Raw genomic sequence first — 25,432 nt, forward strand, 5'->3', positions numbered from 1 at the left:
CAGGTACACGCGAAGCCGGGCTTGTCCTTCCGTCCCCGGCCCGCTGCCCCTTCGGGGTGGGTCGACGGCAGACGGGAAGATCAGCGCAGGGGAAAGATGTGCGGGACCGCACGCGGTAAGGAGTGCCTGCCGGACGACAGGGTTTGAACCTGCGACCCCTTGACCCCCAGTCAAGTGCGCTACCAAGCTGCGCGACGTCCCGTTGTCCTTCGTCCTATCGGGCGGGACGTCATAACCTTAGCGCAGATTGGCCTTTGTTCCGTCGCTGTTCCGTCAGAGCATGAAAGACAGCGAGAATCAGCGAGAAGCGGCCAAAGGGAAATCTCCTGATCGGATGCCACCTCTGGATGTCATTGCAGGTCGCTGACTCCGACGCCGAAGATCCTGGAGATCGGCGAGGGCACCAGCGAGGTGCAGCGGATGCTCATCGCCCGCGAACTGGGTCTCAAGGGGCTCTGAGCGGAGGGCCGGCCGGGGCGGACGTCATCGCGGTGATGGCCTTCGACATGATCCGCGTCATGCTCCGGAGCTCGTCGGGGGTGAGCCGGTCGATCAGAAAGGCGCGGACGACGGCCACGTGCCCGGGTGTGCTCCTCTCCAGGCGGCGCGCGCCCTCGTCGGTGAGCACGGCCAGGACCCCCCGGTCGTCGGAGGGGCAGGTCGTCCGCTCGACGAGGCCGCGTTTCTCCAGCCGGCCGACCTGGTAGGTGAGCCCGCTCTTGGAGACGACCACCTTGCGCGCGAGGTCGTTCATGCGCAGCCGCCGGCCGGGGGCGGCCGAGAGTTTCGCGAGGATCTCGTAGTGGGCGTGGGTGAGCCCGGAGTCGGCCTTCAGCCGCTCCTCGATGTGCCGCTCCAGCAGATGGGACGCGCTGAGATAGGCCGCCCACGCGCCCAGCTCGCTCTCGGTTAACCATCTCGTGTCCGCCACTTTCCCAGTGTATGGGTTGTTCGAATATGAACCACCAACTATCGTTGGTTCATATTCGAACAGTAATGAGGGGCCCTCATGTCAGTGGCCGATCGGATACAGCCCGTCGCCCTGCTTCTGGCGCGGATCGGCATCGGCGCGATCTTCCTCGTGCACGGCCGGCAGAAGTTCGCGGCCGGGCTGGACAGCACGGCGGCGGCCTTTCAGTCGATGGGAGTCCCGGCGGCGAGCCTGACGGCCCCGGCGGTGGCCGTTCTTGAGGTCATCGGCGGCATCGCGCTCATCCTGGGCGCGGCCCTGCCGATCTTCGGCTCCCTGCTCGTCCTGGACATGATCGGCGCGTTCGTCCTCGTCCACGCGGCGCACGGCTTCTCGGTGGCCAAGGGCGGCTACGAGTTCGTCCTCGCGCTCGCCGCGGGCACCCTGGCCGTGGCCTTCGGCGGAGGTGGGGCGCTCGCCCTCGACAGCCTGTGGCAGCGACGGGGGCGACGGGGGCGGAGCCGGAGAGGTGAGGCGTAGCCGGCGGGCCCGGAGGACGGGCTCGGCGGACCGGGCTCGGGGGGACGGGCTCCGCGCCTCGCCCGAGCCCGGTGGTCAGCTGGGCAGCTGGGCGTCCAGGCGGTAGCCGTCCACGGTGACGTACACCTGGTCGCCCGGCCGGGCGTTCAGGCGCATCAGCACGGGCTGCAGGGAGTCGAAGACCGGGTGGTCCCGCCAGACCAGCACCACCGCGTTGTCGCCGGGGCCGGTCACCGACAGCAGGGTGCCCGGGCGCATGCCCAGCCGGGTGGCGTATCCCTCCGGCACCGCCACCGGGCCGCCCCGCAGGTGCTCGCTGGTCACCTCGATCCGCTGCCAGCGGCTTGGATCGGTGGTCGGGTTGGTCGGCGGGTGGAGCGGGGCACGCCGGCTGGTGATCAGGTGGGGCCGGGGGTTGCCGGCGGCCAGGGCGGACAGCGTGGCCAGGGCCGCGCGGGGGTCGATGGAGCCGGCGCTCACCTGCGGGATCGGCTGCCCGCCGCGGTGGTGATGGCCGGCCGACCCCGGCGTACGGCGGGGCAGCTGCTTGTTCTCGGGGGCGCTCTCCGGGGCGGACGCCTCCTGGGAGGTGTCGCTGGCGGAGAGGGCGTCCAGCCACGCCTGCGCCGAGTGGGCGCGGACGCCGAGCCGGTGCTCCATCAGGGCGACCGCGTCGGCGTCGGCCGGTTTGCCCGCCAGGAGCTGCCGGGTGCGTTCCCGCAGGCCGCCCAGGTCGCCGACGACGAGCCAGCCGTCCTGGAGCCGCCGGTCGGGCATCAGCGTGACCAGCACCCGCCAGAGCGGGGTGCGGAGCGTGGGAACCTCGACGGGGTGCGCGGGGTCGGCGCCGATGAGCTGGTCCTGGGTGGCGGCGGCGCCCAGCCACTCGGTGAGGCCGAACATGTGGCCGGTGAGCGGGGCGGACTCCGAGGAGCGCAGCCAGAGCAGGATGCGTTCCTCCGCGGCCCGCTGGGCGGCGGAGAGCGCGGCGAGGTCGGCGTTGAGCTTGTGCGCCAGGGCGCGCAGGCTGATCGGGTCGACGGCGAACAGCCGTTCCACCGCGATCGCGCGCTCCAGCGGGTTCCAGTCCCGGAACATGTTGTCCACCAGGCCCACCAGCGGGTAGTCGCCGAGGCGGATCGGGGGTTCGGGGACCGGCGCGGGGTGCGGCCGCTGGGGAACCGGAGGTGTGGCCGGCGCCCGCCGCTCCGGCTGCTGCCCCTGCCCGGCGGGGGCGTGAGGGGCCGGGGCGTGGGGGGCCGGGGCCGGTGCGGCGGCCGGCGCCGTGGTCTGCGGAGCGGGCCGCTGAGCGGTCCGGGCGGCCTGCGGGGCCTGGGCGGGTTGTGCGATCTGCGTGGTGGCCTGCGCGGTCTGCGGGGCGGTCTGCGCGGGCTGCTCGGCGGTCACCGGAATCCGGCTGAGCACCTCGCGGAACATGGCGGTCACCACGACCTCGGGGGCGGTGGACGCCGAGGGGGAGCCCAGGTCTCCGGCGGTCAGCCGGCGCAGCCGGGACCAGCCGCCCAGCCCGGTGATGGCCGAGCGGGCGGACTCGGGCCAGTCGGGCAGGGTGGGGTCGACCGTGTGCACGTGCAGCGCGGGTAGTACGTCACTTAACGGCAGGTGGTCCCAGCGGGACAGCGAGAGCCGGGCCAGCCGGTCGCAGACCCAGTCGAGCCCGGCTGCGCCGAGAGCCTTGGGCAGGGTGACCGAGGACCACCACCCGGCGGGCAGGCGGGGATCGGCCAGAACTTCGGCGATCTGCTGGGGCCTGCTCCAGCGCAGGGCCGGGACCAGATCACTCAGGCAGATCGATGACTCGGCATCCATCGGCGGACCGCAACCTCCCCAAGGTGACGCATGTGGCTAATGGTGCAGCCTACGCCGCAAGCTATCAATTGGTGTTAAGAGGGTAAAGCTGGTTGGTACCCAAATCAGCCGTGAGGATACGCGGGCGGCCGCCGACGGCTGTCACGGCCTCGGCTCCGGCCCGGCGTCCCGCATCCAGTGCGACCTCGTCGCCGGCCCCTGCCAGCAGGGCGGTCAACAGGCCGGCGGCGAACGCGTCACCTGCTCCCGTCGAGTCAACCACCTCGGTGGCGAGTCCGGGAACCCGTGCGGCCAACTTTCCCTCCCTGGCCATCAGGGCGCCCCGGGAACCGAGTTTCACCGCGGCCGCGCCGTACCGGCGGCTCAGCTCCTCCGCGGCACCCTCGGCGGAGGTCTCGCCGGTGAGCAGCAGCGCCTCGTCCAGGTTGGGGATGATCAGCTGGGCGGCCAGCGTCTCCCGGACGAACCGCTCGGGGCCGAAGGAGCGGAGAAAACCGGTCGAGGCCGGATCGACGCTGATCGTGACGCCGCGCCGGGCGGCCTCGGCCAAGGCCAGCCGGGACAGCTGCAGCCCCGGCTCGGCGAACAGCGTGTACCCCGACAGGTGCAGGTGGCCCACCCCGTCGAGCAGGCTCTCGTCCCAGTCGTCGGTGCCGATGTGCCCTCCCGCGCCCCGGTTGGTGAGCATGGAGCGTTCTCCGGTCGGGTCGACCATGGCGATCACCACGGCGGTCGGCCGCTCGGGGTCCACCCGCATGTGCGGCCGGACACCGCCGCGCCGGAGTTCGGCGGCGTGCCACTCCCCGGTGTCGAAACCGACCCGGGTGAGGATGCGGGCGTCGGCGCCCAGGTGGGCGGCCCAGGAGGCGGTGTTGGCGCCCGATCCGCCCGGCCGCAGCACGATGTCGGCGGCGGTGTCCGTCCCGACGGCCAGACCGGCCAGGGCCGGCCCCTCGTGCAGCGCGACGACGTCGGTGACGACGTCGCCGATGACCAGCAGCCCCGTTCCGGTCACGACCGCCTCAGTCTCCCCGGCCCCAGGACACCGCGATCTCGGCGGCGGCGCGGACGTTGCCCCGCACGGCCGCCAGGTTCGCCTCAAGTGAGGCGCCGCCGGTCCCCCGCACCAGGTAGTCCAGCAGGAACGGGGTGATGGCCTGGCCGGTTATCCTCTCCCGCCCCGCCGCCGCCAGGGCCTCGGCGAGGACCCGGTCGTGGAGGGCGGGATCGAGCTGCTCGGCCCGTGGCACGGGGTTGGCCACGATCAGCGCGGCCTCCGGGCCGCCGAGCGCGTCCTGGGCCCGCATGATGTCCGCGGCCTCGGCCGCGGTCTCGATCCGCCAGTCGATCGGCTCGCCCGAGGTGTGCAGGTAGAAGCCGGGGAACTCGTCGGTGCGGAGGCCGACCACGCCGACGCCGCGGGTCTCCAGCCGCTGCAGGGTGGCCGGGACGTCCAGGATCGACTTCACGCCCGCGCAGACGACGGTGATCCGGGTACGGCTCAGCATGTCGAGGTCGGCCGACTCGTCCTGGGTGGCGGCCCACTCGCGGTGCACGCCGCCGAGGCCGCCGGTGGCGAAGACCCGGATGCCCGCCCGCGCGGCCAGGAACGAGGTCGCCGAGACCGTGGTCGCCCCGCAGGCCCTCAGCGCGGCGGCGACCGGCAGGTCACGGAAGCCGAGCTTGCGCAGGCCGGGGTCGGTGGCGATCCGCTTCAGCCCCTCCCCATCCAGGCCGACGCGCGCCACCCCGTCCAGCACCGCGATCGTCGCGGGTACGGCCCCGGCCTCGCGGACGATCTCCTCCAGTTCGGCCGCGACCTCAAGGTTGCGGGGCTGGGGCAGGCCGTGCGAGATGATCGTGGACTCCAGGGCCACGACCGGGACGCCCCGCGCCAGTGCCTCGGCCACCTCGCGGGACGGCCGGAGCACGCTGTCGATGGGCTGGTGGGTGATACGCATAAGTGGGTTCTGTCTCCTCGTCCGGACCGGATGGGCGCCCTCGGAACCGTATAAACAAGCAGCTTGTTCCAGAAAGAGCACGTTACGGCGGTTGCCGGACGGAGTCCACTTGAAGGTCAGCCGACGGCGATGACGCCGATCAGTGAGATCACGCCGATGACAGCCGTGGCCGCCCCGCCGAGCAGCAGGGAACGCCCGCCGCGGAGCAGTTCCCTGAGGTTGACGCCCGTTCCCAGCCCGAAGAGCGCGGCGGCGAGCAGGATCGCCGTCACCTCCGGTATCGTCCGGCTGATCCCGGCGGGCACCAGGCCCAGGCTCCGCACCGCCACCGTCGCGAGGAATCCCAGCACGAACAGGGGGACCAGCGGGGGACGCCGCCCCGCCGAGGCCCGCCGCCCGGTGCCCTGCCCGGTGCCCTGTCCCGTGCCCTGTCCCGTCCGCGCCGCCGCGCTCCCGCGCAGGGCCACGGAGGTGAGGGCCACGATCGGGGCGAGCAGCACGACCCGGGCCAGCTTGACCACCACCGCGCTCGCCAGCACCCCGGCTCCGGCCGCCGCGCCCACGGCCGCCACCTGGGCGACCTCGTGCACCGACGCGCCGGTCCAGAGGCCGAGCTGGTGCGGCGTCAGGCCGAGCAGCCCGGCGAGCGCGGGCACCACCAGCATCGCCGCGCTGCCGTACAGGACCACCACGCTGAGCGCGCTCGCCACGTCGTCGTCGTCGCTGCCGGCCACCTCGTGCATGGCGGCCACGGCCGCGGCTCCGCAGACCGAGACCCCGGTCGCGATGAGCAGTGATCTGCGGGGGTTCACCCCCATCCGCGCTCCCAGCCACCGGGTGATCAGGAAGGTGCCCCCGGTGGCGGCGAGGATCACCACGAGGGCCTGCCAGCCGAGCGCCAGCACCTCCGGCAGGGCGATCTGCATCCCGAGCAGCACGATCGCCAGCCGGAGCACCCTGCGGGCGGCGAACTGCAGTCCGGGGCGGAACGTGGCGCGCAGCCCCCCGAGATTGGTCAGCGCGACCCCGAAGGCCACCGCGACCACGGCCGGGCTCGCCCCGGGAAGCGCGCGGCTCACCAGCAGGGAGGCGGCCACCGCGACGGCCGTCAGCGCGAGTCCGGGGAAGAGCGCGCCGGTCTTCGCCGCACGTGCCCGCCAGACCGCCTCCCGAGGTTCCGCCCGCGGGCCGGAGGCCGTCCCGGGGAGCGGCCTTTCGGTCTCGTCCCCCCGGTCCCGGCCGGACGAGGAGCCGGACGAGGGGGAGGGAGGGGATCCTTCGGAATCTACACTGTAAAGCCGCTGGCTCTCCGGACCGTCCGCATCCGGGGTACGAGGGTCGGAAGGTGGGGAGATTGTCATATTTCGAGTGTCGAAGAAGGGAAATGTACCCGGTAGGCGTCATCTCCCTGGTAGGCCATAGCCTATAGCTATGAGTGATCTGCCTGACCTTGAGTCCCTGCGGTTACTGGTCGACGTGGACCGCCTGGGCAGTCTCGGCCAGGCGGCCAGGGTGGCGGGCATCGCCCAGCCGTCGGCGAGCAAACGGATCGCGCTGCTGGAACGGCGCCTGGGACTGCTCCTGCTCGAACGCACCCCCCGAGGCTCCACCCTCACCCCGCAGGGGGTGATGGTCTCCGCCTGGGCGACCCAGGTGCTCGCGGCGGCCGAGGAGCTCATGCGCGGGGCGGAGGCGGTACGGCACGGCAGGGAGGCCCATCTGCACATCGCGGCCAGCATGACCGTGGCCGAGTACCTGCTGCCGCGCTGGCTGGGGGAACTGCAGAATCGCGAGCCCCAGGTCCAGGTCGGGCTGGACGTGCAGAACTCGGCTGAGGTCGCCAGGCTGGTCGGCGGCGGCATCGAGCTGGGGTTCGTGGAGGGGCCCTCGGTCCCGCCGGGACTGGCCTCCCGGGTGGTGGCCACCGACCGGCTCGTCGTGGTGGTCGCGCCGGGTCACCCGTGGGCGCGTCGCCGTACCGCACTCCTCTCCGCGGAGCTGGCCGCGACGCCGCTGGTCGTCCGGGAGCGGGGTTCGGGCACCCGCGAGACCCTGGATCGCGCGCTGGCCGGTCATCGGGGCGCCGCGCCGAGACTGGAGCTCGGCTCCAACACCGCGGTCAAGGGGGCGACCCGCGAGGGGGCGGCTCCGGCCGTGCTCAGCGGGTACGCGGTGGAGGGTGAGCTGGCCACCGGCCGGCTGATCGAGGTGGCCACCCGGGGCATCAACCTCGAACGCCGCCTGCGGGCCGTCTGGCGGCGGGGCCGCCCGCCCACCGGGCCCGCCGCCACCCTTTTGAAGATCACTCTTTCCGCCGCCCGGGAGTGACCCCGGTCGCGGGTTCCCGCCAGCGGCCCGAGGCCGGTTTCGCGGCGACCGTCAGCGCCGTCGTCATCCGCTCCTCCTCGGGCAGGTCCAGGCCGATGACGAACGGGACGCTGCCCAGGATGAGCGCGATCACCGCGAGGCGGGCCTCGAACTGCCTGACCGGGTCGGTCCCGGGGACGGACAGCACCGAGAGCACGGCCATCATCCGGTGGTGCATCCGCTCGCCGGCCGGCAGCCGGGACATGACCGCCTGATTTACCCGGGCGAATCGCAGGAGTGGGCGCCACCGGTCGTTAAGGAGCATCGCGATCCGCTGCATAATCTCCGTCACGGCCTGTTCTGCGCGCGGCTCTGCCCCGCCGGGGCGCTCGGTCTGGCCGGGCACGGCTGAGCCGTTCATCGTGCTCTCATGTCGAGCCTCTAGCGTTGGGGTCCATGGGCGACGGTGAGGCGGCGCGGGTGCTGGTCGTGGACGACGAGCCCGCGCTCAGGGAGGCGCTCCAGAGCAGTCTGGAGTTCGAGGGGTACCGGGTCGGGCTGGCCTCCGACGGCCTGGCCGCGCTGGAGACCCTGAGGAGGGAGCCGTACGACCTGGTGCTGCTGGACGTGATGATGCCCCGGCTGGACGGGCTCACCGCCTGCCGCAGGCTCCGGGCCGCGGGCGACCACGTGCCGGTGCTCATGCTCACCGCCCGCGACGCGGTGGGTGACCGGGTGTCGGGGCTGGACGCGGGGGCCGACGACTATCTGGTCAAGCCGTTCGAGCTGGACGAGCTGCTGGCCCGGGTGCGGGCGCTGCTGCGGCGCGGCGCCCTGGCCGCGCCCGCGTCCTCGGACGGCGGGGGCGGCGTCCTCGTCCACGGTGATCTGCGGATGGACACCGCCGGGCGCGAGGTCACCCGAGCCGGTGAGCAGCTGGAGCTGACGCGGACCGAGTATCTGCTGCTGGAGCTGTTCATGACCCACCCCCGTCAGGTCCTCACCCGCGAGCAGATCCTCAACCAGGTGTGGGGCTTCGACTTCGAGCCGTCCTCCAACTCCCTCGACGTCTACGTCATGTATCTGCGCCGCAAGACCGAGGGCGTGGGCCGCCCCCGCCTGATCCACACCGTCCGCGGTGTCGGCTACGTGCTGCGGACCCCCTGATGAGCCGCCGTCGCTCCCTGCGCTCCCGGCTCACCCTGCTGGTCACGGCGGCGGTCGCGCTGGCGATCGCGGTGTGCGCGGCTGTCTGCTGGTTCCTTGTCAGGGGCGAGCTGCTCGGCCAGGTGGAACGCTCCCTGGACGTGCCCAAGGGGCCGCAGGGCGTCGAGTGGATCGAGCAGTACTGCTCGGGGGCCGTCGTCGGCCGCATGCCGCCGCCGCCCCGCTTCCAGCTCCTCCAGGTGATCGACGCGGGCGGCGGCAGATGCGTCGTCGGCACCACCGGCGTCAGGGTCGTCCCGTCCGACCGGACCCTGGCGGGGGCGCCGGAGGGGAGAGGGGAGTTCCGGGACGGCGTGACGGACGACGGGGCTCCGGTCCGTGTGCTGGTCAGGAGTGTCGGGTCGGGGCTGGCGGTGATGGAGGCACGGCCGCTGGCCGAGTTCCAGTCCACCCTGACCACGCTCGCCTGGATCCTCGCCGGGGTCGCCGCGCTCGGTGTGGTCGGCGCGGCCTCCGCCGGGCTGCTCGTCTCCCGTACGGCGCTGCGCCCGGTCGGACGTCTGGCCGAGGCGGTCGAGCACGTGGCCAGGACCGAGGATCTGGGCACCCGCATACCGGTCGAGGGCACCGACGAGATCGCCAGGCTCGGTGCCTCCTTCAACGCGATGACCGCCGCGCTGGCGGGGTCTCGTGAGCGCCAGCGGAGGCTGATCGCCGACGCGGGGCACGAGCTGCGCACCCCGCTCACCAGCCTGCGCACCAACGTCGATCTGCTGCTGCGCAGCGAGAACACCGGCCGGCCGCTGGACCCCGCCGCCAAGCGCAGGCTGCTGGCCGGTCTCAAGGCCCAGTTCGAGGAGATGTCCACGCTGGTGGGGGACCTGCTTCAGCTCTCGCGCCCGGCGGACGAGCACGAGCCGTACATCGAGGTCGCCTTCCACGACGTGGTCGGGTCGGCCGTGCGCCGGGCCGGGCTCCGCGCCCCGGACACCCCGATCGACGCCGATCTGGAGTCGTGGTACGTCCACGGTGATCCGGCCGCTTTGGAGCGGGCCGTGGTGAATCTGCTCGACAACGCGGTGAAGTTCTCCACGGGGCCGGTGACCGTGCGGCTCGGCGACGGCGAGCTGACCGTCAGGGATCACGGTCCGGGTATCCCCGCCGACGAGCTGCCGTACGTGTTCGACCGGTTCTGGCGCTCCCCCTCGGCGCGGAGCATGCCGGGTTCGGGGCTGGGGCTGGCCATCGTGGCGCAGGCCGTGAGGGACGCCGAGGGAGAGGTCGCCGTGGAGAACGCGGCGGGCGGCGGGACCGTTGCCCGGGTGCGGCTGCCCGGCTCCCCCGCCAGGGGCTGACGACCCGCGCCGGAAGCCGGTTCGCTGTCCGCTGTTTCCCTATCGGATCTATCTAGTTCCGGTCATTCTGTGATTTGCCGGTTTTTCTCACCGGACGTTAACGATCGGCTCAGGCCCGTTCAAGATCACTTGATCAGCCTGAGGGCATGAGAGATCCGAGTCGTCACCCCTGGGGGGCAGCGTGAAGCAGATGACCGCACCCGCACGCACCCGGCTGGTCGAGATCGTCATCCCCGTCCACAACGAGCAGCGGGTGCTCGCCGAGAGCGTCCGCCGCCTGCACGCCTATCTCACGGCCGAGTTCCCCTACGGCTTCCGCATCACGATCGCCGACAACGCCAGCACCGACGCCACCTGGCCGATCGCCGTCGGCCTGAGCCGGGAACTGCCGCGGGTGAGCGCCGTCCACCTGGACGGCAAGGGGCGGGGGCGGGCGCTGCGCCTGGTGTGGTCGGCCAGCGACGCCGACGTGGTCGGCTACATGGACGTGGATCTCTCCACCGACCTGGACGCCTTCCTGCCGCTGGTGGCGCCGCTCCTGTCGGGCCACAGTGACCTGGCCATCGGCACCCGGCTGTCCAGGGGCGCCAACGTGGTCCGCGGGCCGAAGCGGGAGTTCATCTCGCGGACCTACAACCTGCTGCTCCGCTCGGCCCTCGGCGCCCGCTTCTCCGACGCCCAGTGCGGGTTCAAGGCGGCCCGCACCGAGATCGCCCAGGCGCTGCTGCCCGCCGTCGAGGACGAGGAGTGGTTCTTCGACACCGAACTGCTCCTGCTCGCCGAGCGGCACGGCCTGCGCATCCACGAGGTGCCCGTCGACTGGGTGGACGACTCCGACAGCCGGGTGGACATTCTCAGGACCGCACTGGACGATCTGCGGGGGATGGCCAGGATGGCGCGGAAGACCCTGTCCGGAGCGGCCAGGATCCCGGTGCCGCCGCGTGTCCGGCTGGCCCGGCTGCCGGAGGGCATGGCCCGGCAGCTGCCCGTCTTCGCCGTCATCGGTGTGGTCAGCACCCTGGCGCACCTGGGTCTCTTCGTCCTCCTGCGGCCGGTGACGCCCGCCGTGGTCGCCAACGGCGTGGCCATGCTCGTCACCGCCGTCGCCAACACAGCGGCCAACCGCCGCTTCACCTTCGGCGTCACCGGCCGCGCCGGCGTCGTGCGCCACCAGCTCGGAGGAGGGCTGGCCTTCCTCGTCGGTCTCCTGCTGAGCACCGGCGGCCTGGCCCTGCTGGACCGCTTCGCCCCCGGCGCCCCCACCGCCGCCGAGGCCGTCGCGCTCGTCGCCGCCAACGCCCTCGCCACCCTGGTCCGCTTCCTCCTGCTGCGCGCCTGGGTCTTCAACCCACGCCGGACCGGCAAAGGCACCCGATGACCGCCCATCCCGGCACCGGAGACCCCCGCTGGGCGCGCCCGGCGCTGTGGGGGGTGCTCGCGCTGGCCGCGGTCCTCTACTGCTGGGCGCTCGGCCGTAACGGCCACGCCAACGACTACTACTCTGCGGCGATCCTGTCGGGCACCCGGAGCTGGAAGGCGTTCTTCTTCGGGGCGCTGGACGCCGGGTCGTTCATCACCGTGGACAAGCCGCCGCTCGCGCTCTGGGTGATGGGGCTCTCCGCGAGGGTGTTCGGGTTCGGCACGTGGAGCATGCTCCTGCCCCAGGCCCTCGCGGGCGTCGCCGCCGTCGGCGTGGTCCACTCGGCCGTACGGCGCGCCCTGCCCGGCACGCCCGGTCACGCGGCCGGGCTGGTCGCGGCCCTGGTGATGACGTTGACCCCGATCACGGTGGCGATCAACCGGGACAACAACCCCGACACCGTTCTCGTGCTGCTCCTGGTCCTGGCCGCCTGGTGCTGCCAGGAGGCGATCCGCGCCGGCCGTACGCGCCTTCTCGTCCTGTCGGCCGTCCTCGTCGGCCTCGCCTTCAACACCAAGATGCTCCAGGCGTACCTGGTGCTCCCGCCTCTGGCCCTTGTCCACCTCGCCGCGGCTCCGGGCACGGTGCCGCGCCGTCTCGTCCGCCTGCTCGGGGCCGGGGCCGCGCTGGTGGTCTCCAGCGCCTGGTGGATGGTGATCGTGGACCTCTGGCCCGCCGCGAGCCGCCCCTACATCGGAGGCAGCACCGACAACTCCGTCTGGGACCTGGTCGTCGGCTACAACGGCCTCGGCCGGATCTTCGGCGGCGGGTTCGGCGGTCCCGGTGGCGGGTTCGGTGGCGCGTCCGGCGCCGGGCGCCTCTTCAACGACGTCATGGCCGGGCAGATCTCCTGGCTGCTGCCCTTCGCCGTGATCGCCCTGGTCGCCGGGGTGGCCCTGACGGCCCGGCGCCCTCTCAGCGGCGCCCGCCCGGCCCTGCTGCTCTGGGGCGGCTGGCTCGCGGTGCACTACGTGGTGTTCAGTTTCTCCCGCGGGACCTTCCACCCCTACTACTCCACCGCCATGGCCCCGGCCGTCGCGGCCCTGACCGGTATTGGCGGGGTGCTCATGTGGCGGGCCCGCCGGCGGGCCGGAATCTGGGCATGGGCACTGCCCGTGGGCATCGCGGTCACCGGGGCGTGGTCCTTCGCGGTGCTCCGCCGTACCCCGGACTTCGTGCCCTGGCTGGCCTGGACGGTGGCCGGTACGGCGGTGGCCGCGGTGATCGGCCTGCTCGCGGCCAGGCTGGGCCGCGCCCCCCGGCGGCGGCTCGCCGTGGTCACCCTGGCCGCGGCCCTGGTCGCGGGCCTCGCCGGTCCGGCGGCCTACGCCGTGACCCCGCTGGGCTCGGCGGTCAACGGCACCAACCCCACCGCGGGCCCCGGCGGAGGCGGTTTCGGCGGCATACGAGGACCCGGCATGGTGCCCGACGGGCGCCCGCAGGGGTTTTCGGCCGGCCGGCCGCGCGGTGGCCCCGGCGGAGTCGTGGACCAGAAGATGATCGTCTACCTGCGCGCGCGCCTGGGCCAGGCGACCTGGCTGGTGGCGGTGGGCGGTGCGCAGAGCGCCTCGTCGATCATCTTGTCCACCGGTCTGCCCGCCATCGCCATGGGTGGTTTCACCGGCGGTGACCCGGCCATGACCGTGGACCGGCTGAAAGGGCTCCTCGCCTCCGGCCGGCTCCGCTACCTGCTGCCCGGTGAGGACCGGGGCGGCCCCGACGGGGGTGGGTCCGCGGTGGCCGGGTGGGCGCGGGCCAACTGCGCCGTCGTCGCCCCCGCCGAGTACGGCGGGGTCCAGCAGGGCCGGTCGCTCTACGACTGCGGTACCGTCGCGACCGAGTCGTGGGCCCGGTCGCGGTCGAGAACGGTTAACCGATCGGTTGGTCAGTGGTAACGAGGCCTTGCGGTCACGCTGCTGTAGTCTTGCGCGGTGCAGAGCGGAGGAGCGCGCGGCAGCCGCGCGGACCAGGCCGACCACCGCCGGGCGGAGCTGCTCGAAGCCACCCGGCGGGTCGTGCTGGAGCGAGGGCTGGCCAGCACCCGCGTCGTGGACATCGCCAGGGCGACCAACGTGAGCGGTGGTCTGATCCACTACCACTTCGCCACCAAGGACGACCTCATCACCGCGATGCTCCGCAGCACCAGCGGGGCGGAGGTCCAGCGGCTGAAGGAGATCGTCACGGATCCGGGGACCGCCGTCGAGCGGCTCGACCGGGTCCTGCGCTTCTACATCCCGGCGTCCAGGTCGGATCAGAGCTGGATCCTCTGGCTCGACGCCTGGGCTGTCGGGGTGCGCGAGGCGCACGTCCGGGCCATCCTGCTGGAGTTGGAGGGCGCCTGGATCGAGACCCTGGCGGAAGTGATCACGGAGGGTGTGACGGCGGGCGAGTTCGTCTGCGACGACCCCGAGGGGGCGGCCGAGCGGATCGACGGCATGCTCGACGGCCTGGTGGTTCGCTACACCCTGCACGCCGGCAACATGTCCCGGGGCCGGCTGCTGCACCACGCCAGGGTGGCCGCCGCCCGGGAGGTCGGGCTGGACCCGGCGATCTTCGAGGGCTGACCTTCTCGAAGGGGTCAGGCGGGCAGCGCGGCGAGCAGGAAGGCCAGGCGGGCGGCGGCGTCCTCCACGTTGTCGGCGCTGCCGAGCCGGTAACCCCACGAGGTGATGAAGCCGCCGTCCTGGGAGCAGGTCACGGTCTCGACCAGGGTGTTGCTGAAGCGGTTGCGGATGCACACGTAGGCGGGATCTCCGATCGACACCCTCTGCACAGCCAGATCGGCGTGCTGGCGGGTCGCCATGGCGAACCTTTCCAGGCAGGAAAGCATGTCAAGCATCGTGCGTCACCTCCGTCTCGACAGAGAATTGCACGATCTTGGGAGGTTAATCAAGCAATTGCGAAGACTAATCCGCTGATTGTTTCGCGAGGTCCTCAAGGACCCGCACGATCACCGCCCTGGCCTCCTCCCGGAAACACGCCACGTCCTGGAGTTCCTCGAAGGCCCGCTCGTAGAAGGCGATGTCCTCCGGATCGCGCAGGACCAGGTCCCGGGTCCTGGTGGGCACCGCCACCTGCTCCCCGTCGTAGATCCAGAAGCCGTTGAGCAGCGCGGACGGGAGCGGGCTCTCGAAGGGGATCACCCCGAACTCCACGTTCGGGAGCGTGGTCACGGCGAGCAGCCGGTCCAGCTGGCCGCACATCACCTCCGGCGGTGCCAGCCGGTAGCGCAGCGCGGCCTCGGGCAGGATGAAGCGGAACCTCCGCCCCTGGTCGTAGAGGATCTCCTGGCGCTGCATGCGCACCCGGATGGCGGCGTCGATCTCGTCGGGCGCGTTGTAGAGGCGTTTGATCCGGGTGAAGATGCTCCGGGCGTACTCGGTGGTCTGCAGCAGGCCGATGATCACGCCCGGTTCGAACACCCGGAACATCGTGGTCCGCCCCTCCAGGTCACGTATGTCCTCCTGGAGCGCGGCCAGACCGCTGCGGTGCCGCTGGCGCCAGGAGTCCTGGCGCTCCAGCAGGCCGGCTGCCTGCTCGATCAGCTCCTCGACGACCTCGGGGGTGGCCTCCACCACCCGCCCCCAGAGGGTGATGTCGTCCTCGGTGGCGGTCTGACGCGCGTTCTCGATCCGGGAGACCTTGGAGGGCTGCCACCTCAACCGCTCGGCCAACTCCTTGCCGGACAGCTGCGCGGCCTCGCGCAGCTGGCGGAGCTGGATACCCAGCTCCATCCGGACCTGCTGGAACTCGCTCACCCGATCTCCTCCGCCGGCAGTCGGGGCACAGCGCCCCCGCCGCTGCCGGCTCGCCTGTTCCGCGCGCTCACTTCATCTTCCGCATGGTGCGCATGAGGGTAGATCGGGGAGCGGGTCCCACCATAGAGGACTCCCCAATCGTGATCAATATTTACGAAAGAACGTGGCGCGCGATGTCGGAGATAAGCTCGCGGGGAACCTCGATCACCGCCTCACCGGCCAGAACGTGGCGGAGATCGGACAGTGCGTCGGCGTCGGTGACCTGAAGCCCCTGGACGACGATGGTGCCGCGGTCGGTCTCGTAGAGAGAGGGGCAGGCGCCCGCCTCCGAGGTGGAGCCGAGAAATCGCAGACGCATGAGTATTTCCTTCCCCGATCCAGCATCTTCGTGCAATTGTCGGCAATCCTAGAGTTTGGAAGGTTACGGGGAGGTTTCGATAGCTGGACCACCTTCATTGCGCTCAGGCGGCGGATGAACCGGATGTTCGCTGCGCCGGAGGGGCTTGAGTGCCCGAGATCATGACCGGCGAGGCGTGACCGACCCGTCGTCGAGGTCCGGTCGGGGCCCGACCGGGGCGGGCGGGCCCCGGCAGGCCGGACTCCCCCCGCCGCGGCGTCAAGACCCTTCCGGCCCCGGGACCCAGGAGGCCGGCCTTTTCTGCGTGAAGGCGGCGATGCCCTCCTGCCCCTCGGCCGAGGTGAAACGCCGGGCCGACAGCTCGGCCATCCGGCGCATGCCCTCCTCCATCGGCAGGGCGGGCACGATCCGCACGAGCTGCTTGGTGAGCGCCAGCGCCTCGGGACCGCCGCGCAGCAGCATGTCGGTGTAGTGGGCGACCGTGCCGTCCAGGTCCTCCTGTGGCACGGCCCGGGTGAGCAGGCCGATCTCCTGCGCGCGGGCGGCGTCGAAGACCTCCCCGGTGAGCAGGTACTCGGCCGCGGCCCGGGGGTCGAGCCGCCGCAGCACGGTCACCGAGATCATCGCGGGGACCACGCCCAGCCGCACCTCGGTGAACGCGAACGACGCCGAGTCCGGCGCGATCGCGAAGTCGCACGCCGCCACCAGGCCCAGTCCTCCGGCGCGCGCGGTGCCGTTCAACCGGCAGACGACCGGCTTGGGGCTCTCCCAGATGAGGCTCATGATCCCCGGGAAGGAGGCGGTGACCGGCGCCTCGTGGGCGTTGCCCGGCTCGACCCGCTGCTCCTTGAGGTCCGCGCCGGCGCAGAACACCGGTCCGGTCCCGGTGAGCACGATCACCCGTACCCTCTCGTCGGCCAGCGCCCAGTTGAGCCGGTCCTCCAGATCGCCCAGAAGCCGTACGGACAGCGCGTTGCGGTTGCGCGGGGAGTCCAGGGTGATCGTCGCGACCCCGGCGGAGACCTCCCGGCGCACCAGGCGCTCCACCGGCCAGCCCACGTCGCTGCTCATCGAATCTCCTCGGTCACGGCCGGCACGGCTTCCGCCTCGACGCACAGCACGGTACCCGGCGCGGGGGCCGGCGGGGCGTCCGGGGCGTCCGTGCTCAGCCGCAGTGGCTCCAGTCGCTCCTCCACGACAGCGTGCCGTGCGAGCCGCCCCAGATCACGCACTTCTTGGCGGCGGCGAGCCGTACCGGGCCGGCGTAAACGGTGAAACTGCCCGGATTGCCGCCCGACGGGCCGCCCTGGACCTGGAGCGTCGCATTCATCTTGATCTTTCCGGGGATCACGTACCTGGACATGGTGACGACGCAGTTCTTGCCCGCGGCGGAGCTGTAGAGCAGGTAGACGGTCGCGGTGCCGCCACCGAGGGCCCTGGAGCCGATCACCTTGTAGCCCGGGCCGCAGACGCCGGCCGCGGTGTAGGGGTTGGGCTTCGGTGGCGCGGTCGTCGGCTTCACCGTCGGTTTGACGGTGGGCTTCACCGTCGGTTTCACGGTGGGCGTGGCCGTGGGTTTGACGGTGGGTGTGGCCGTGGGTTTGACGGTGGGCTTCACGGTGGCGGACGGCTCGACCGGCACCCGCGTCTCCGGAGTCCCCCGGCTCGGCTCCGGAGACCCGCTCGCCCTCTTGGTGGGGGCGTGGGTGGGCGCCGGGGACGGGGCGGCCGTCCGCCGGGACACCGGGGCGCCGGTGTCGCGGACGGCGGGCGCGGTGACCCTTCCGTCCGGGCTGTCCGGACCGCCTGGGCTCGGCCGGGGAGACTCCCGCGCCGGGGTCGGCGTGCCGGGGGTGAGCGGCCTCGGTCTCCCGGCCGCCTGTGGCGGAGAGGCGGACGGCGCGGCCCGCGCGCTGGAGACCTCGCCACCCTGGAGGATCACCACGGCTCCCGCGGCCACGCCGAGCGCGACCACTCCCGCCGCCCCCGCGAGCAGCGGGCCGACCGGCCGTCGCGTCCTTCGCCCGGACTCCGGCGAGACCCGGACCGGCCCGGCGGGTCCGGTGGGAGGTTCGGCGGAGGACCGGGGAACGGGCTGGGCGGCGGGCGCCGGGGGGACGGGCGCCGGGGCCCGCCTCCGGAGTGGGGAGGGGATCGTCGCCCCCATCAGGTGGTTGACGAGCTGTTCCGCGGTGGGGCGCAGCGACGGGTCCTTGGACAGGGCCGCGGCGACCAGGTGGCGCAGCTGCCCCTCCAGCCGGCTCAGATCGGGCTCCACGGTCAGGATCCGGTTCATCACCACGGGGATGGAGTCGGCGCCGAACGCCGGTGTCCCGGTCGCGGCGAAGACCATGGTGACACCCCAGGCGAACACGTCGGCCGCGGCCGTCACCTCGCCCGCGCCGAGCTGCTCGGGGGCGAGATAGGACGGCGTCCCCATCGCCGTCCCGGTCGCGGTCGTCCCGGGGGAGTCCAGTGCCCTGGCGATACCGAAGTCGATCACCACCGGGCCCTCGGGGCCCATCAGCACGTTGGCGGGCTTGAAATCCCGATGCAGGATCCCGGCCCGGTGGATCGCCGACAGGGCGGTGGCCGTGCTGACGGCGAGCCGCTCCAGCGCGGCGCCGTGCCGCGGGCCCTCGCGGTCGACCAGCTGGCGCAGGGACGGGCCGGGTACGTACTCGCTCACGATGTACGGCCGGCTGCCCGCGAGGTCGGCGTGGAGCACGGAGGCGGTACAGAAACGGGCCACCCGCCGGGCGACCGACACCTCCCGCAGGAACCGCGTCCGCGCCTCGGGGTCGGACGCCGGCCCGTGGTGCAGGAGTTTGATCGCGACCTGCTCACCCGCCGGCCCCCGGCCGAGGTAGACGACCCCCTGTCCCCCCGCGCCGAGCCGGCCGATCAGCTCGAACGTCCCGAGCCGCGGAGGATCCTCCGCGGCGAGCGGCTGCACCACAATGACCCCCGACAAAACCTACAAATTGGGTTATGTGTTGCAGAACGCTACCAGTGTGGGCGGTGGTACGGATGAGCTCAGCGGATCCGTCCCGTCCGGCGCCCCACGGGCCGTCCGGGTGCGCCCGACCGGGCCCGGAGGGGCCGGGACGGCTCGCGGATCAGATGGCCTTGCCGGGGTTGAGGATGCCGAGCGGGTCGAAGACCCGCTTGATCCCGCGCTGGATCTCCTCGGTGACCGGCCCCGCCTCCAGCGAGAGCCAGCGCCGCTTCAGCAGCCCGACACCGTGCTCGCCGGTCAGCGTTCCGCCCACCTCCAGGGCCTCCCTGAAGACCTCGTCCGCCGCCGTCCACACGCTCGGCGGCGGCTCGGCCAGGCCGTGGTCGAAGATGAAGACGGGGTGCAGGTTGCCGTCGCCGGCGTGCGCGGCCGTGGCGATCAGCACGTCGTGCCGGGCCGCGACGGCCTCGATCTTCTCGATCATGTACGGCAGCGCGGAACGCGGCACGCAGACATCCTCCACCAGGCACTTGCCGAGCCGCTCCATCGCCTGGTAGGCCATCCGCCTGACCCCGATCAGCTCCTGGGCCTCCTGCGCGGACGACGACACCGCCACGAAGGGCGAACCGTTCGCCGTGCACAGCTCCGCCATGCGCTCCGCCACCGCCGGGCCGTCCGCCGCGTCCGACTGCGCGATCAGCATCGCCCGGGTGGAGTCCTCCAGCCCGATGTTCCGCCAGTCGTCGATGGCCTTGAGCGTGGTCCGGTCGAGCATCTCCAGCAGCGACGGCCGGCACCCGGCGGCGATGACGGCCGACGCCGCCGCGGCGGCGTCCCCGAGGGAGGTGAACTCGGCCGCGACCGTCGCCGGATAGACCGAGGGTGCCCGGTGCAGCCGTACGGTGGCAGCCGTGATCACCCCGAGCGTCCCCTCCGAGCCCACGAACAGCCCGGTCAGGTCATAGCCCGTCACCCCCTTCATCGTGCGCCGGCCGGTGTTCATCACCCGTCCGTCCGCCAGCACGACCTCCAGGCCCAGCGTCGAGTCGCGGGTCACGCCGTACTTCACGCACCGCAGCCCGCCCGCGTTGGTCGCCAGGTTGCCGCCGATCGTGGAGATCTCGTAGGAGGAGGGGTCGGGCGCGTACATCAGCCCGTGCTCGCGGGCCGCCCGGTCCAGGTCCGCCGTGATCACGCCGGGCTCGACCACCGCGATCTCGTCGGCGGGGGAGAGCTCCCTGATCGCGGTCATCCGGTGCAGTGCCAGGACGACGCCACCCTCCACCGACGTCGCCCCGCCGGCCAGTCCCGTCCCGGCCCCTCTCGGCACCACGGGTACCCGGTGCCCGGTGGCCCACCTGAGCGTGGTGACCACGTCGTCCCTGGTCTCGGCCAGTACGACGGCGAGCGGCCTACCCGGTTCGAGGAAGGTCCGGTCCCGGGCGTAGGAGTCGGTCACGTCGGGGTCCGTCAGCACCTTCTCCGAGGTGAGCGCGGCGACAAGGTCGGAAATAACGGTCACAAGGGGACTGTACGGCCTCCTCCCGGGTGGCCGGCCCGCACCGGCCTCCCCTGGGGGCCGTCACCGCGCCCGCGGTTTCGGGTGACCGGGCCCGAGCGGCGGAAGCCGCCGGGCTCGGGGACGAGGGGCCTCCCGCTTGGCGACAGCGAGGTGAAACTTCGCGCAAGAACGCCCCATGACCTGATTACACCGGGCGCGGGCGGGTGAGGGTCCTACCAGGGGAGTTGACACGGCGGCCCCCAAGGGAGCGCTCGGTGTGTACGGCCGCCGCCCAACCGGAGGGAGCGGGCTGTGACGACTGTGCGACAGCGACCTGTGGCCAGGCCCGGCCGTAGGGGAGCGAAGCTGGCGTCGTGGCTGACCACGACGGACCACAAGGTCATCGGCTACCTGTACATGATCACCTCCTTTCTGTTCTTCCTGCTCGCCGGGGTCATGGCCCTGATCATCCGGGCGGAGCTGGCCCAGCCGGGACTCCAGTACGTCAACAACCACCAGTACAACGCGCTCTTCACCATGCACGGCACCCTGATGCTGCTGCTGTTCGCCACGCCGCTGTTCGCCGGGTTCGCCAACGTGATCATGCCGCTGCAGATCGGCGCGCCGGACGTGGCGTTCCCCCGGCTGAACATGGTGAGTTACTGGCTGTTCCTGTTCGGCGGGCTCATCGTGCTCACCGGCCTCTTCACCACCGGGGGCGCCGCGGACTTCGGCTGGACGGGATACTCGCCGCTGTCCGCCGGCTTCTCCCCGCAGATGGGCGGGGACCTGTGGATCATGGGGCTGGTGATGTCCGGCCTCGGGACGATCCTCGGCTCGGTCAACTTCATCACCACGATCATCTGCATGCGCGCGCCCGGTATGACGATGTTCCGCATGCCGCTGTTCACCTGGAACGTCCTGCTGACCGGCCTGCTCGTGCTGATCGCCTTCCCGGTGCTCGCCGCCGCGCTGCTGGCCCTGGAGGCCGACCGCAAGCTCGGCACGCACATCTACGCCGCGCGGACCGGCGGGTCGCTGCTCTGGCAGCACCTGTTCTGGTTCTTCGGCCATCCCGAGGTGTACATCATCGCCCTGCCGTTCTTCGGCATCGTCACCGAGGTCATCCCGGTCTTCAGCCGCAAACCGATCTTCGGCTACATCGGCCTGGTCGGCGCCACCATCGCGATCGCCGGTCTGTCGATCACGGTGTGGGCGCACCACATGTTCGCCACCGGCCACGTACTGCTGCCGTTTTTCTCGTTCATGTCGTTCCTCATCGCGATCCCCACAGGGGTGAAGTTCTTCAACTGGGTCGGCACGATGTGGCGCGGGCACCTGACGTTCGAGTCGCCGATGCTGTTCGCCGTCGGCTTCCTGGTCACCTTCCTGTTCGGCGGGCTGACCGGCGTCATCCTGGCCTCGCCGCCGCTGGACTTCCACGTCACCGACTCCTACTTCGTGGTGGCCCACTTCCACTACGTCGTCTTCGGCACCGTGGTCTTCGCCATGTTCGCGGGCTTCTACTTCTGGTGGCCGAAGATGACCGGCAAGATGCTGCACGAAGGCTGGGGGAGGATCCACTTCTGGCTGCTGTTCATCGGCTTCCACGCCACGTTCCTGGTGCACCACTGGCTCGGCGTCGAGGGCATGCCGCGCCGCTACGCCGACTACAGCGCGATCGACGGCTTCACCGGCCTGAACCTGTTCTCCTCGATCGGTTCCTTCGTGCTCGGCGTCTCCACGCTGCCGTTCCTCTACAACGTCTGGTGGACCGCCCGCCACGCGCCGAGGGTCACCGTGGACGATCCCTGGGGGTTCGGCAACTCCCTGGAGTGGGCGACGACCTGCCCGCCGCCGCGGCACAACTTCACCTCGCTGCCGCGCATCCGGTCCGAGCGCCCGGCGTTCGACCTGCACTACCCCCGGCTTGAGGCGCCGCCACGCCGGATCGGCCCGGCGGCCCCCGCCGAGGAGACCTGACAGCGCCGGCCTTCTCCCCACGCCTGAAGGCGGCGGTCTCCACACTCGAAGAGTTTCGATGAGGCAAACGGGCGTCCCCCGCCTCGTTCCCGGCGCCGCGTGCCCGGCGCTGGCGTCCACGGCCGGAGCTCCGTAACCCCCGTGACCCGTCGTTTCAGGCCGGGTACCCATCACCGGGTGCCCGGCCGCGCGCCGTCCGGAGCCGGGGTCCACTCCGCCGGCCGGGAGCGCGCGCTCCGCCGCCCGCGCCGCGTGCTCGGCCGCCTCCCGTCCCGGAGACCGCCTCCGGGACGCCGGACGCCGCCCCTTCACCTCGCTGACCTGCCGTAAAAAGCCTTTCAGTGGAATTGCAGTGAAAATCATCACGATTTCCTGACAAGTAGTGACTGATTACGGTTTCACAACATCATCGGATGGCTTTACTGCTGCTTTACCTTCTCGTCTAACGTCCCGCTCGGCGCGTGCATCCGGCGCGCCGGGAACGTCCGCGCCCGGCGGACCCGGGCAGGGAGGGTATGCGTTGTCCAGCAGAGGCAGGGGTGCCAGAAGGCGCCTGCTCGCGATAGTGCCCGTGCTCGGCCTGGCCGCTGCGGGACTGGCGGCGGGCGGCGCGTCGGCGGAGGCCGGCGACTCGGTCGCGCGGTACGAACCGGCCGCGGCCGACTACTACATCAACTACGCGCCGCCGAGGGACGAGCCGGAGGTGGGCGACCCGGCCGCCCCCACCTCCGGAGCGCGGAGGATCAGCCCTTCCAGGAAGATCGCTCAGAAGTACTCCGAGGGTAACCCGGTCGCCGCCCGGGTGCTGGCCGCTCGCGAGGCCGAGGCGATCAGGACGGGTCTCAACCCGGCGGACCTCCTGTTCAAGAAGGCCAAGACCGCCAAGAAGGCCAAACTGCTCACGCTGCTGGTGGAGTTCAACGACAAGGCCGACGACGACTTCTCCGGCTTCAAGCGCCCCGCCGACTCCAGAAGCGAGGATCCGGCCGCGTGCGTCGTCGAGCCGCCCGGCACGCTGCTCAACGGCCCCCTGCACAACAGGATCCCCAACCCGGCGTCCCTGTCCCGCAAGGACAACAACAGCTTCTGGGTGCCCGACTTCAGCCCCGGCCACTTCAACAAGATGCTTTACAGCGCGGAGGGCATCACCCAGCGCGTCCGCCCGGACCTGACCGACCCCCGGGACGGCCGCAAGGGCATCGACATCTCCAAATACACGATGAAGAACATGTACGAGGAGCTTTCCAAGGGCGCCTACACGGTCACCGGCCAGGCCAGCCCGTGGACCAAGGTCCCGCACTCCGAGGCCTACTACGGCGCGCGCGCCTGCGGCAAGGAGGTGCAGGACATGAGCGGCCACCCGGCCAACCCGCTAGGCCCCGGCCAGCTCGCCGTCGACGCGGTGAACGCCCTGGCCGCCGCCGACCCGCGCTTCCCCTGGGCCGACTACGACGTCGAGGACGTCGCCGACGCCGACGGTGACGGCGACTTCGCCGAGCCCGACGGCGTGGTCGACCACCTGGTGCTGGTCCACGCCGGCAAGGACAAGTCCTCCGACGGCGGCGCCGAGGGGCCCTACGCGATCTGGGCGCACTCCAGCGCGGTGGCCGGCGGCTACAAGGTCCCCGGCACCGGCGTGAAGATCTCCAACTACATCGTCCAGCCGGAGGACTCCGGCGTCGGCGTGTTCGCCCACGAGTACGGCCACGACCTCGGCCTGCCCGACCTCTACGACACCACGGGCGCCGCCTCCTCGGCCGTCGACTTCTGGGACCTGATGTCCAGCGGCTCCCACAGCGGCCCCCTCTTCCAGTCGATGCCGACCCACATGGGCCTGTGGGACAAGTGGATCCTCGGCTGGGCCAACCCCAAGGTCTTCAACCCCGGTGACCGCGCCCGCGCGGTGACCGTCGGCCAGTCCTCGCGCACGCCCAGGCACACCGAGGACGGCGTCCGGGTGAACGTGGCCGGCACGCCGCTGAAGATGATCGATCCGCACAGCGGCACCAAGATGTGGTGGTCCAACCACGACCAGGAGTGGGCCGACGTCAAACTCGCCCGCGAGATCCAGGTGCCCGCCGGGACCGACGTGAGATTCTGGCTCTGGAACAACTACGAGATCGAGCAGGACTGGGACTTCGGCTTCGTCGAGGTCTCCGCCGACGGCGGCGCCACCTGGACCCAGCAGAAGGTCTACACCGAGGGCGGCGCCCTGGTCTCGACCGGCGACGCCTACCCCGACCCCAACAAGAGCCTCTCCAAGTTCGGCGACAGGAAGTACGGCCTCACCGGCGGAACCGCGGGATGGCGGCACGACTACGTCGACCTCACCTCGCTCGCCGGCAAGACCGTCAAGCTCCGGCTGACCTACAACACCGACGCGGCCTTCACCCCGCGTAGCTGGCACACCGACGACTTCGCGCTCACCAACGGCACCCGGACCGTCTGGAGCGACGACGTCGAGGGCGGCGCCAACGGCTGGTCGACGAGCGGCGGCACGTTCACCAACACCCACGGTCAGGGCTGGATCGTCAACGACGGCTCCCGCGAGGTCTCCCGGTTCTACCTCGCCGAGTGGCGCAACCTCGACGGCTTCGACAAGGGCCTGCAGTACGCCTACACCTCCAACTACTCGCGCGACGGCGCCTGGAAGGTGGAGAAGGTCAAGTACAACGCCCCCGGCATGCTCGTCTGGTACCGCGACTCGGCCTTCACCAACAACACCCTCGGCGACAACCTCGAACTGCCGCCGAGCATCGGCTCCAAGGGCAGCCTGCTCCTGGTCGACTCCCACTTCGACCCGCTGCGGCGGACCGGCACGGCCGCGGAGAAGGACCCCACCCGCCTGAAGAACATGCAGGGGCGCGTGCAGACCTCGAACGCGGCCTTCTCCTTCGGCAGGACCTACCCCTTCACCGAGTGCTTCGAGGGGCCGGGCGAGCCCTACAGCGAGTACTGCACCAAGGTCGGCGCCCTGCCCGCCGTATCGGAGTTCACCGACGCCAAGACCTGGTACCCGGGCTTCGAGTTCCGCGACGGCAGCCTGTTCTACCGTGACTTCGACGCCTCGGCGGTCGTCCCGTCCAAGGGCGACCAGCCGTACAGCACCCGTGTCGTCAACGCCGACGGCAGCCCGGCGACCGGCATGTACGGGGTCGACCTGGGCAACGGCAACGTCCTGGGCACCGGCGACCCCGGCGACGAGGGCAAGGCCCTGGGCGTCAGGTTCAAGCTGCTCATGCCGCTGCCGGGCAACCTCGGCGCGATCGTCCACGTGACCCCGCCCAGGAATTGACATCCTCTCCGCCCTAAAGGGCGGAGATTCCCGCCTGCCGCGTGTGCGGCTTCGGGTGGGTTCCTGCTTCGTCGCGCGGTGCCGGGAC

Annotated in this window: 21 protein-coding genes and 1 tRNA gene; 9 read left to right on the forward strand and 13 right to left on the reverse strand. The window is 71.6% G+C overall.

Annotated elements, in window-relative coordinates; translation table 11 throughout:
* Positions 1–128: 128 nt before the first annotated feature.
* A tRNA-Pro gene (locus ABZ194_RS28210) sits at positions 129–202 on the reverse strand.
* A gap of 243 nt (positions 203–445) precedes the next feature.
* The gene (locus ABZ194_RS28215; RefSeq protein WP_355600054.1) at positions 446–931 is read right to left on the reverse strand and encodes a MarR family transcriptional regulator; all 486 of its coding nucleotides are present in this window, start codon (positions 929–931) and stop codon (positions 446–448) included.
* A gap of 78 nt (positions 932–1,009) precedes the next feature.
* Between ABZ194_RS28215 and ABZ194_RS28220 the strand changes: the two genes are divergently transcribed.
* On the forward strand, positions 1,010–1,450 hold the full coding sequence (locus tag ABZ194_RS28220) for a DoxX family protein (RefSeq protein ID WP_355600055.1): 441 nt from the start codon (positions 1,010–1,012) through the stop codon (positions 1,448–1,450).
* A 75-nt stretch (positions 1,451–1,525) separates the two neighbouring features.
* Here the strand turns inward: ABZ194_RS28220 and ABZ194_RS28225 are convergent, their stop codons facing one another.
* The 4 genes from ABZ194_RS28225 to ABZ194_RS28240 all read right to left on the reverse strand — a co-directional run bounded on the left by ABZ194_RS28225 (position 1,526) and on the right by ABZ194_RS28240 (position 6,602).
* Positions 1,526–3,280: a hypothetical protein gene (locus ABZ194_RS28225; RefSeq protein WP_355600056.1), complete on the reverse strand. Its 1,755-nt coding sequence runs from the start codon at positions 3,278–3,280 to the stop codon at positions 1,526–1,528.
* Positions 3,281–3,344: 64 nt separating this feature from the next.
* Positions 3,345–4,295, reverse strand: coding sequence for a PfkB family carbohydrate kinase (locus ABZ194_RS28230; protein ID WP_355600057.1), 951 nt, complete (start codon positions 4,293–4,295; stop codon positions 3,345–3,347).
* Between the two features lie 7 nt (positions 4,296–4,302).
* Positions 4,303–5,241 carry a pseudouridine-5'-phosphate glycosidase gene (locus ABZ194_RS28235; RefSeq protein WP_355600058.1) on the reverse strand — a complete coding sequence of 313 codons (939 nt, stop codon included), beginning with the start codon at positions 5,239–5,241 and terminating at the stop codon, positions 4,303–4,305.
* A gap of 116 nt (positions 5,242–5,357) precedes the next feature.
* Complete coding sequence (locus ABZ194_RS28240) at positions 5,358–6,602, reverse strand: putative sulfate exporter family transporter (protein ID WP_355600059.1); 1,245 nt, start codon at positions 6,600–6,602, stop codon at positions 5,358–5,360.
* A gap of 70 nt (positions 6,603–6,672) precedes the next feature.
* Between ABZ194_RS28240 and ABZ194_RS28245 the strand changes: the two genes are divergently transcribed.
* Entirely contained in the window at positions 6,673–7,569 is an 897-nt protein-coding gene (locus ABZ194_RS28245) for a LysR family transcriptional regulator (RefSeq protein ID WP_355600060.1), read from the forward strand.
* Here the strand turns inward: ABZ194_RS28245 and ABZ194_RS28250 are convergent.
* Positions 7,544–7,969 (reverse strand): hypothetical protein, encoded by a 426-nt coding sequence (locus tag ABZ194_RS28250; RefSeq protein WP_355600061.1) that lies wholly within the window; start codon positions 7,967–7,969, stop codon positions 7,544–7,546. The two genes, ABZ194_RS28245 and ABZ194_RS28250, sit on opposite strands and share 26 nt — an antisense overlap.
* Positions 7,970–8,004: 35 nt before the next feature.
* On the opposite strand from ABZ194_RS28250, the gene ABZ194_RS28255 reads away from it, so the two are divergent.
* The 5 genes from ABZ194_RS28255 to ABZ194_RS28275 all read left to right on the forward strand — a co-directional run bounded on the left by ABZ194_RS28255 (position 8,005) and on the right by ABZ194_RS28275 (position 14,054).
* The gene (locus tag ABZ194_RS28255; protein WP_355600062.1) at positions 8,005–8,715 is read left to right on the forward strand and encodes a response regulator transcription factor; all 711 of its coding nucleotides are present in this window, start codon (positions 8,005–8,007) and stop codon (positions 8,713–8,715) included.
* Positions 8,715–10,070, forward strand: coding sequence for a HAMP domain-containing sensor histidine kinase (locus ABZ194_RS28260; protein ID WP_355600063.1), 1,356 nt, complete (start codon positions 8,715–8,717; stop codon positions 10,068–10,070). The genes ABZ194_RS28255 and ABZ194_RS28260 overlap by 1 nt, the downstream gene beginning before the upstream one ends.
* Before the next feature lie 190 nt (positions 10,071–10,260).
* Complete coding sequence (locus ABZ194_RS28265; protein ID WP_355600064.1) at positions 10,261–11,448, forward strand: bifunctional glycosyltransferase family 2/GtrA family protein; 1,188 nt, start codon at positions 10,261–10,263, stop codon at positions 11,446–11,448.
* The gene (locus ABZ194_RS28270; RefSeq protein ID WP_355600065.1) at positions 11,445–13,385 is read left to right on the forward strand and encodes a glycosyltransferase family 39 protein; all 1,941 of its coding nucleotides are present in this window, start codon (positions 11,445–11,447) and stop codon (positions 13,383–13,385) included. The genes ABZ194_RS28265 and ABZ194_RS28270 overlap by 4 nt, the downstream gene beginning before the upstream one ends.
* 36 nt (positions 13,386–13,421) lie before the next feature.
* Complete coding sequence (locus ABZ194_RS28275) at positions 13,422–14,054, forward strand: TetR/AcrR family transcriptional regulator (protein WP_355600066.1); 633 nt, start codon at positions 13,422–13,424, stop codon at positions 14,052–14,054.
* A 14-nt stretch (positions 14,055–14,068) separates the two neighbouring features.
* On the opposite strand, the gene ABZ194_RS28280 is transcribed toward ABZ194_RS28275, so the two are convergent.
* The 6 genes from ABZ194_RS28280 to ABZ194_RS28305 form a co-directional block, all read right to left on the reverse strand.
* Positions 14,069–14,329, reverse strand: coding sequence for a hypothetical protein (locus ABZ194_RS28280; protein WP_355600067.1), 261 nt, complete (start codon positions 14,327–14,329; stop codon positions 14,069–14,071).
* A 67-nt stretch (positions 14,330–14,396) separates the two neighbouring features.
* Positions 14,397–15,248 carry a helix-turn-helix transcriptional regulator gene (locus tag ABZ194_RS28285; protein ID WP_355600068.1) on the reverse strand — a complete coding sequence of 284 codons (852 nt, stop codon included), beginning with the start codon at positions 15,246–15,248 and terminating at the stop codon, positions 14,397–14,399.
* Between the two features lie 151 nt (positions 15,249–15,399).
* On the reverse strand, positions 15,400–15,606 hold the full coding sequence (locus ABZ194_RS28290) for a hypothetical protein (protein WP_355600069.1): 207 nt from the start codon (positions 15,604–15,606) through the stop codon (positions 15,400–15,402).
* A gap of 258 nt (positions 15,607–15,864) precedes the next feature.
* Positions 15,865–16,677: an enoyl-CoA hydratase-related protein gene (locus ABZ194_RS28295; RefSeq protein ID WP_355600070.1), complete on the reverse strand. Its 813-nt coding sequence runs from the start codon at positions 16,675–16,677 to the stop codon at positions 15,865–15,867.
* A gap of 94 nt (positions 16,678–16,771) precedes the next feature.
* Positions 16,772–18,580: a protein kinase gene (locus tag ABZ194_RS28300; protein WP_355600071.1), complete on the reverse strand. Its 1,809-nt coding sequence runs from the start codon at positions 18,578–18,580 to the stop codon at positions 16,772–16,774.
* Between the two features lie 145 nt (positions 18,581–18,725).
* Complete coding sequence (locus ABZ194_RS28305; protein WP_355600072.1) at positions 18,726–20,087, reverse strand: FAD-linked oxidase C-terminal domain-containing protein; 1,362 nt, start codon at positions 20,085–20,087, stop codon at positions 18,726–18,728.
* Positions 20,088–20,378: 291 nt separating this feature from the next.
* Between ABZ194_RS28305 and ctaD the strand changes: the two genes are divergently transcribed.
* Together ctaD and ABZ194_RS28315 are read left to right on the forward strand one after the other, a co-directional pair.
* Entirely contained in the window at positions 20,379–22,049 is a 1,671-nt protein-coding gene (gene ctaD / locus ABZ194_RS28310; RefSeq protein ID WP_355600073.1) for a cytochrome c oxidase subunit I, read from the forward strand.
* A gap of 520 nt (positions 22,050–22,569) precedes the next feature.
* Positions 22,570–25,344 carry an immune inhibitor A domain-containing protein gene (locus ABZ194_RS28315; protein ID WP_355600074.1) on the forward strand — a complete coding sequence of 925 codons (2,775 nt, stop codon included), beginning with the start codon at positions 22,570–22,572 and terminating at the stop codon, positions 25,342–25,344.
* Positions 25,345–25,432: the final 88 nt, after the last annotated feature.

Source organism: Streptosporangium sp. NPDC006007 (genome assembly GCF_040614315.1).
In the GTDB taxonomy this organism is placed as follows: Bacteria; Actinomycetota; Actinomycetes; order Streptosporangiales; family Streptosporangiaceae; genus Streptosporangium.

Excerpts from the sequence above, each read along its gene's own strand:
- ABZ194_RS28220 (WP_355600055.1), top strand. The coding sequence starts at position 1,010 with ATGTCAGTGGCCGATCGGATACAGCCCGTCGCCCTGCTTCTGGCGCGG.
- ABZ194_RS28225 (WP_355600056.1), bottom strand. The coding sequence starts at position 3,280 with ATGGATGCCGAGTCATCGATCTGCCTGAGTGATCTGGTCCCGGCCCTG.
- ABZ194_RS28235 (WP_355600058.1), bottom strand. The coding sequence starts at position 5,241 with ATGCGTATCACCCACCAGCCCATCGACAGCGTGCTCCGGCCGTCCCGC.
- ABZ194_RS28240 (WP_355600059.1), bottom strand. The coding sequence starts at position 6,602 with ATGACAATCTCCCCACCTTCCGACCCTCGTACCCCGGATGCGGACGGT.
- ABZ194_RS28245 (WP_355600060.1), top strand. The coding sequence starts at position 6,673 with ATGAGTGATCTGCCTGACCTTGAGTCCCTGCGGTTACTGGTCGACGTG.
- ABZ194_RS28250 (WP_355600061.1), bottom strand. The coding sequence starts at position 7,969 with ATGAACGGCTCAGCCGTGCCCGGCCAGACCGAGCGCCCCGGCGGGGCA.
- ABZ194_RS28255 (WP_355600062.1), top strand. The coding sequence starts at position 8,005 with ATGGGCGACGGTGAGGCGGCGCGGGTGCTGGTCGTGGACGACGAGCCC.
- ABZ194_RS28260 (WP_355600063.1), top strand. The coding sequence starts at position 8,715 with ATGAGCCGCCGTCGCTCCCTGCGCTCCCGGCTCACCCTGCTGGTCACG.
- ABZ194_RS28265 (WP_355600064.1), top strand. The coding sequence starts at position 10,261 with ATGACCGCACCCGCACGCACCCGGCTGGTCGAGATCGTCATCCCCGTC.
- ABZ194_RS28270 (WP_355600065.1), top strand. The coding sequence starts at position 11,445 with ATGACCGCCCATCCCGGCACCGGAGACCCCCGCTGGGCGCGCCCGGCG.
- ABZ194_RS28280 (WP_355600067.1), bottom strand. The coding sequence starts at position 14,329 with ATGCTTGACATGCTTTCCTGCCTGGAAAGGTTCGCCATGGCGACCCGC.
- ABZ194_RS28290 (WP_355600069.1), bottom strand. The coding sequence starts at position 15,606 with ATGCGTCTGCGATTTCTCGGCTCCACCTCGGAGGCGGGCGCCTGCCCC.
- ABZ194_RS28295 (WP_355600070.1), bottom strand. The coding sequence starts at position 16,677 with ATGAGCAGCGACGTGGGCTGGCCGGTGGAGCGCCTGGTGCGCCGGGAG.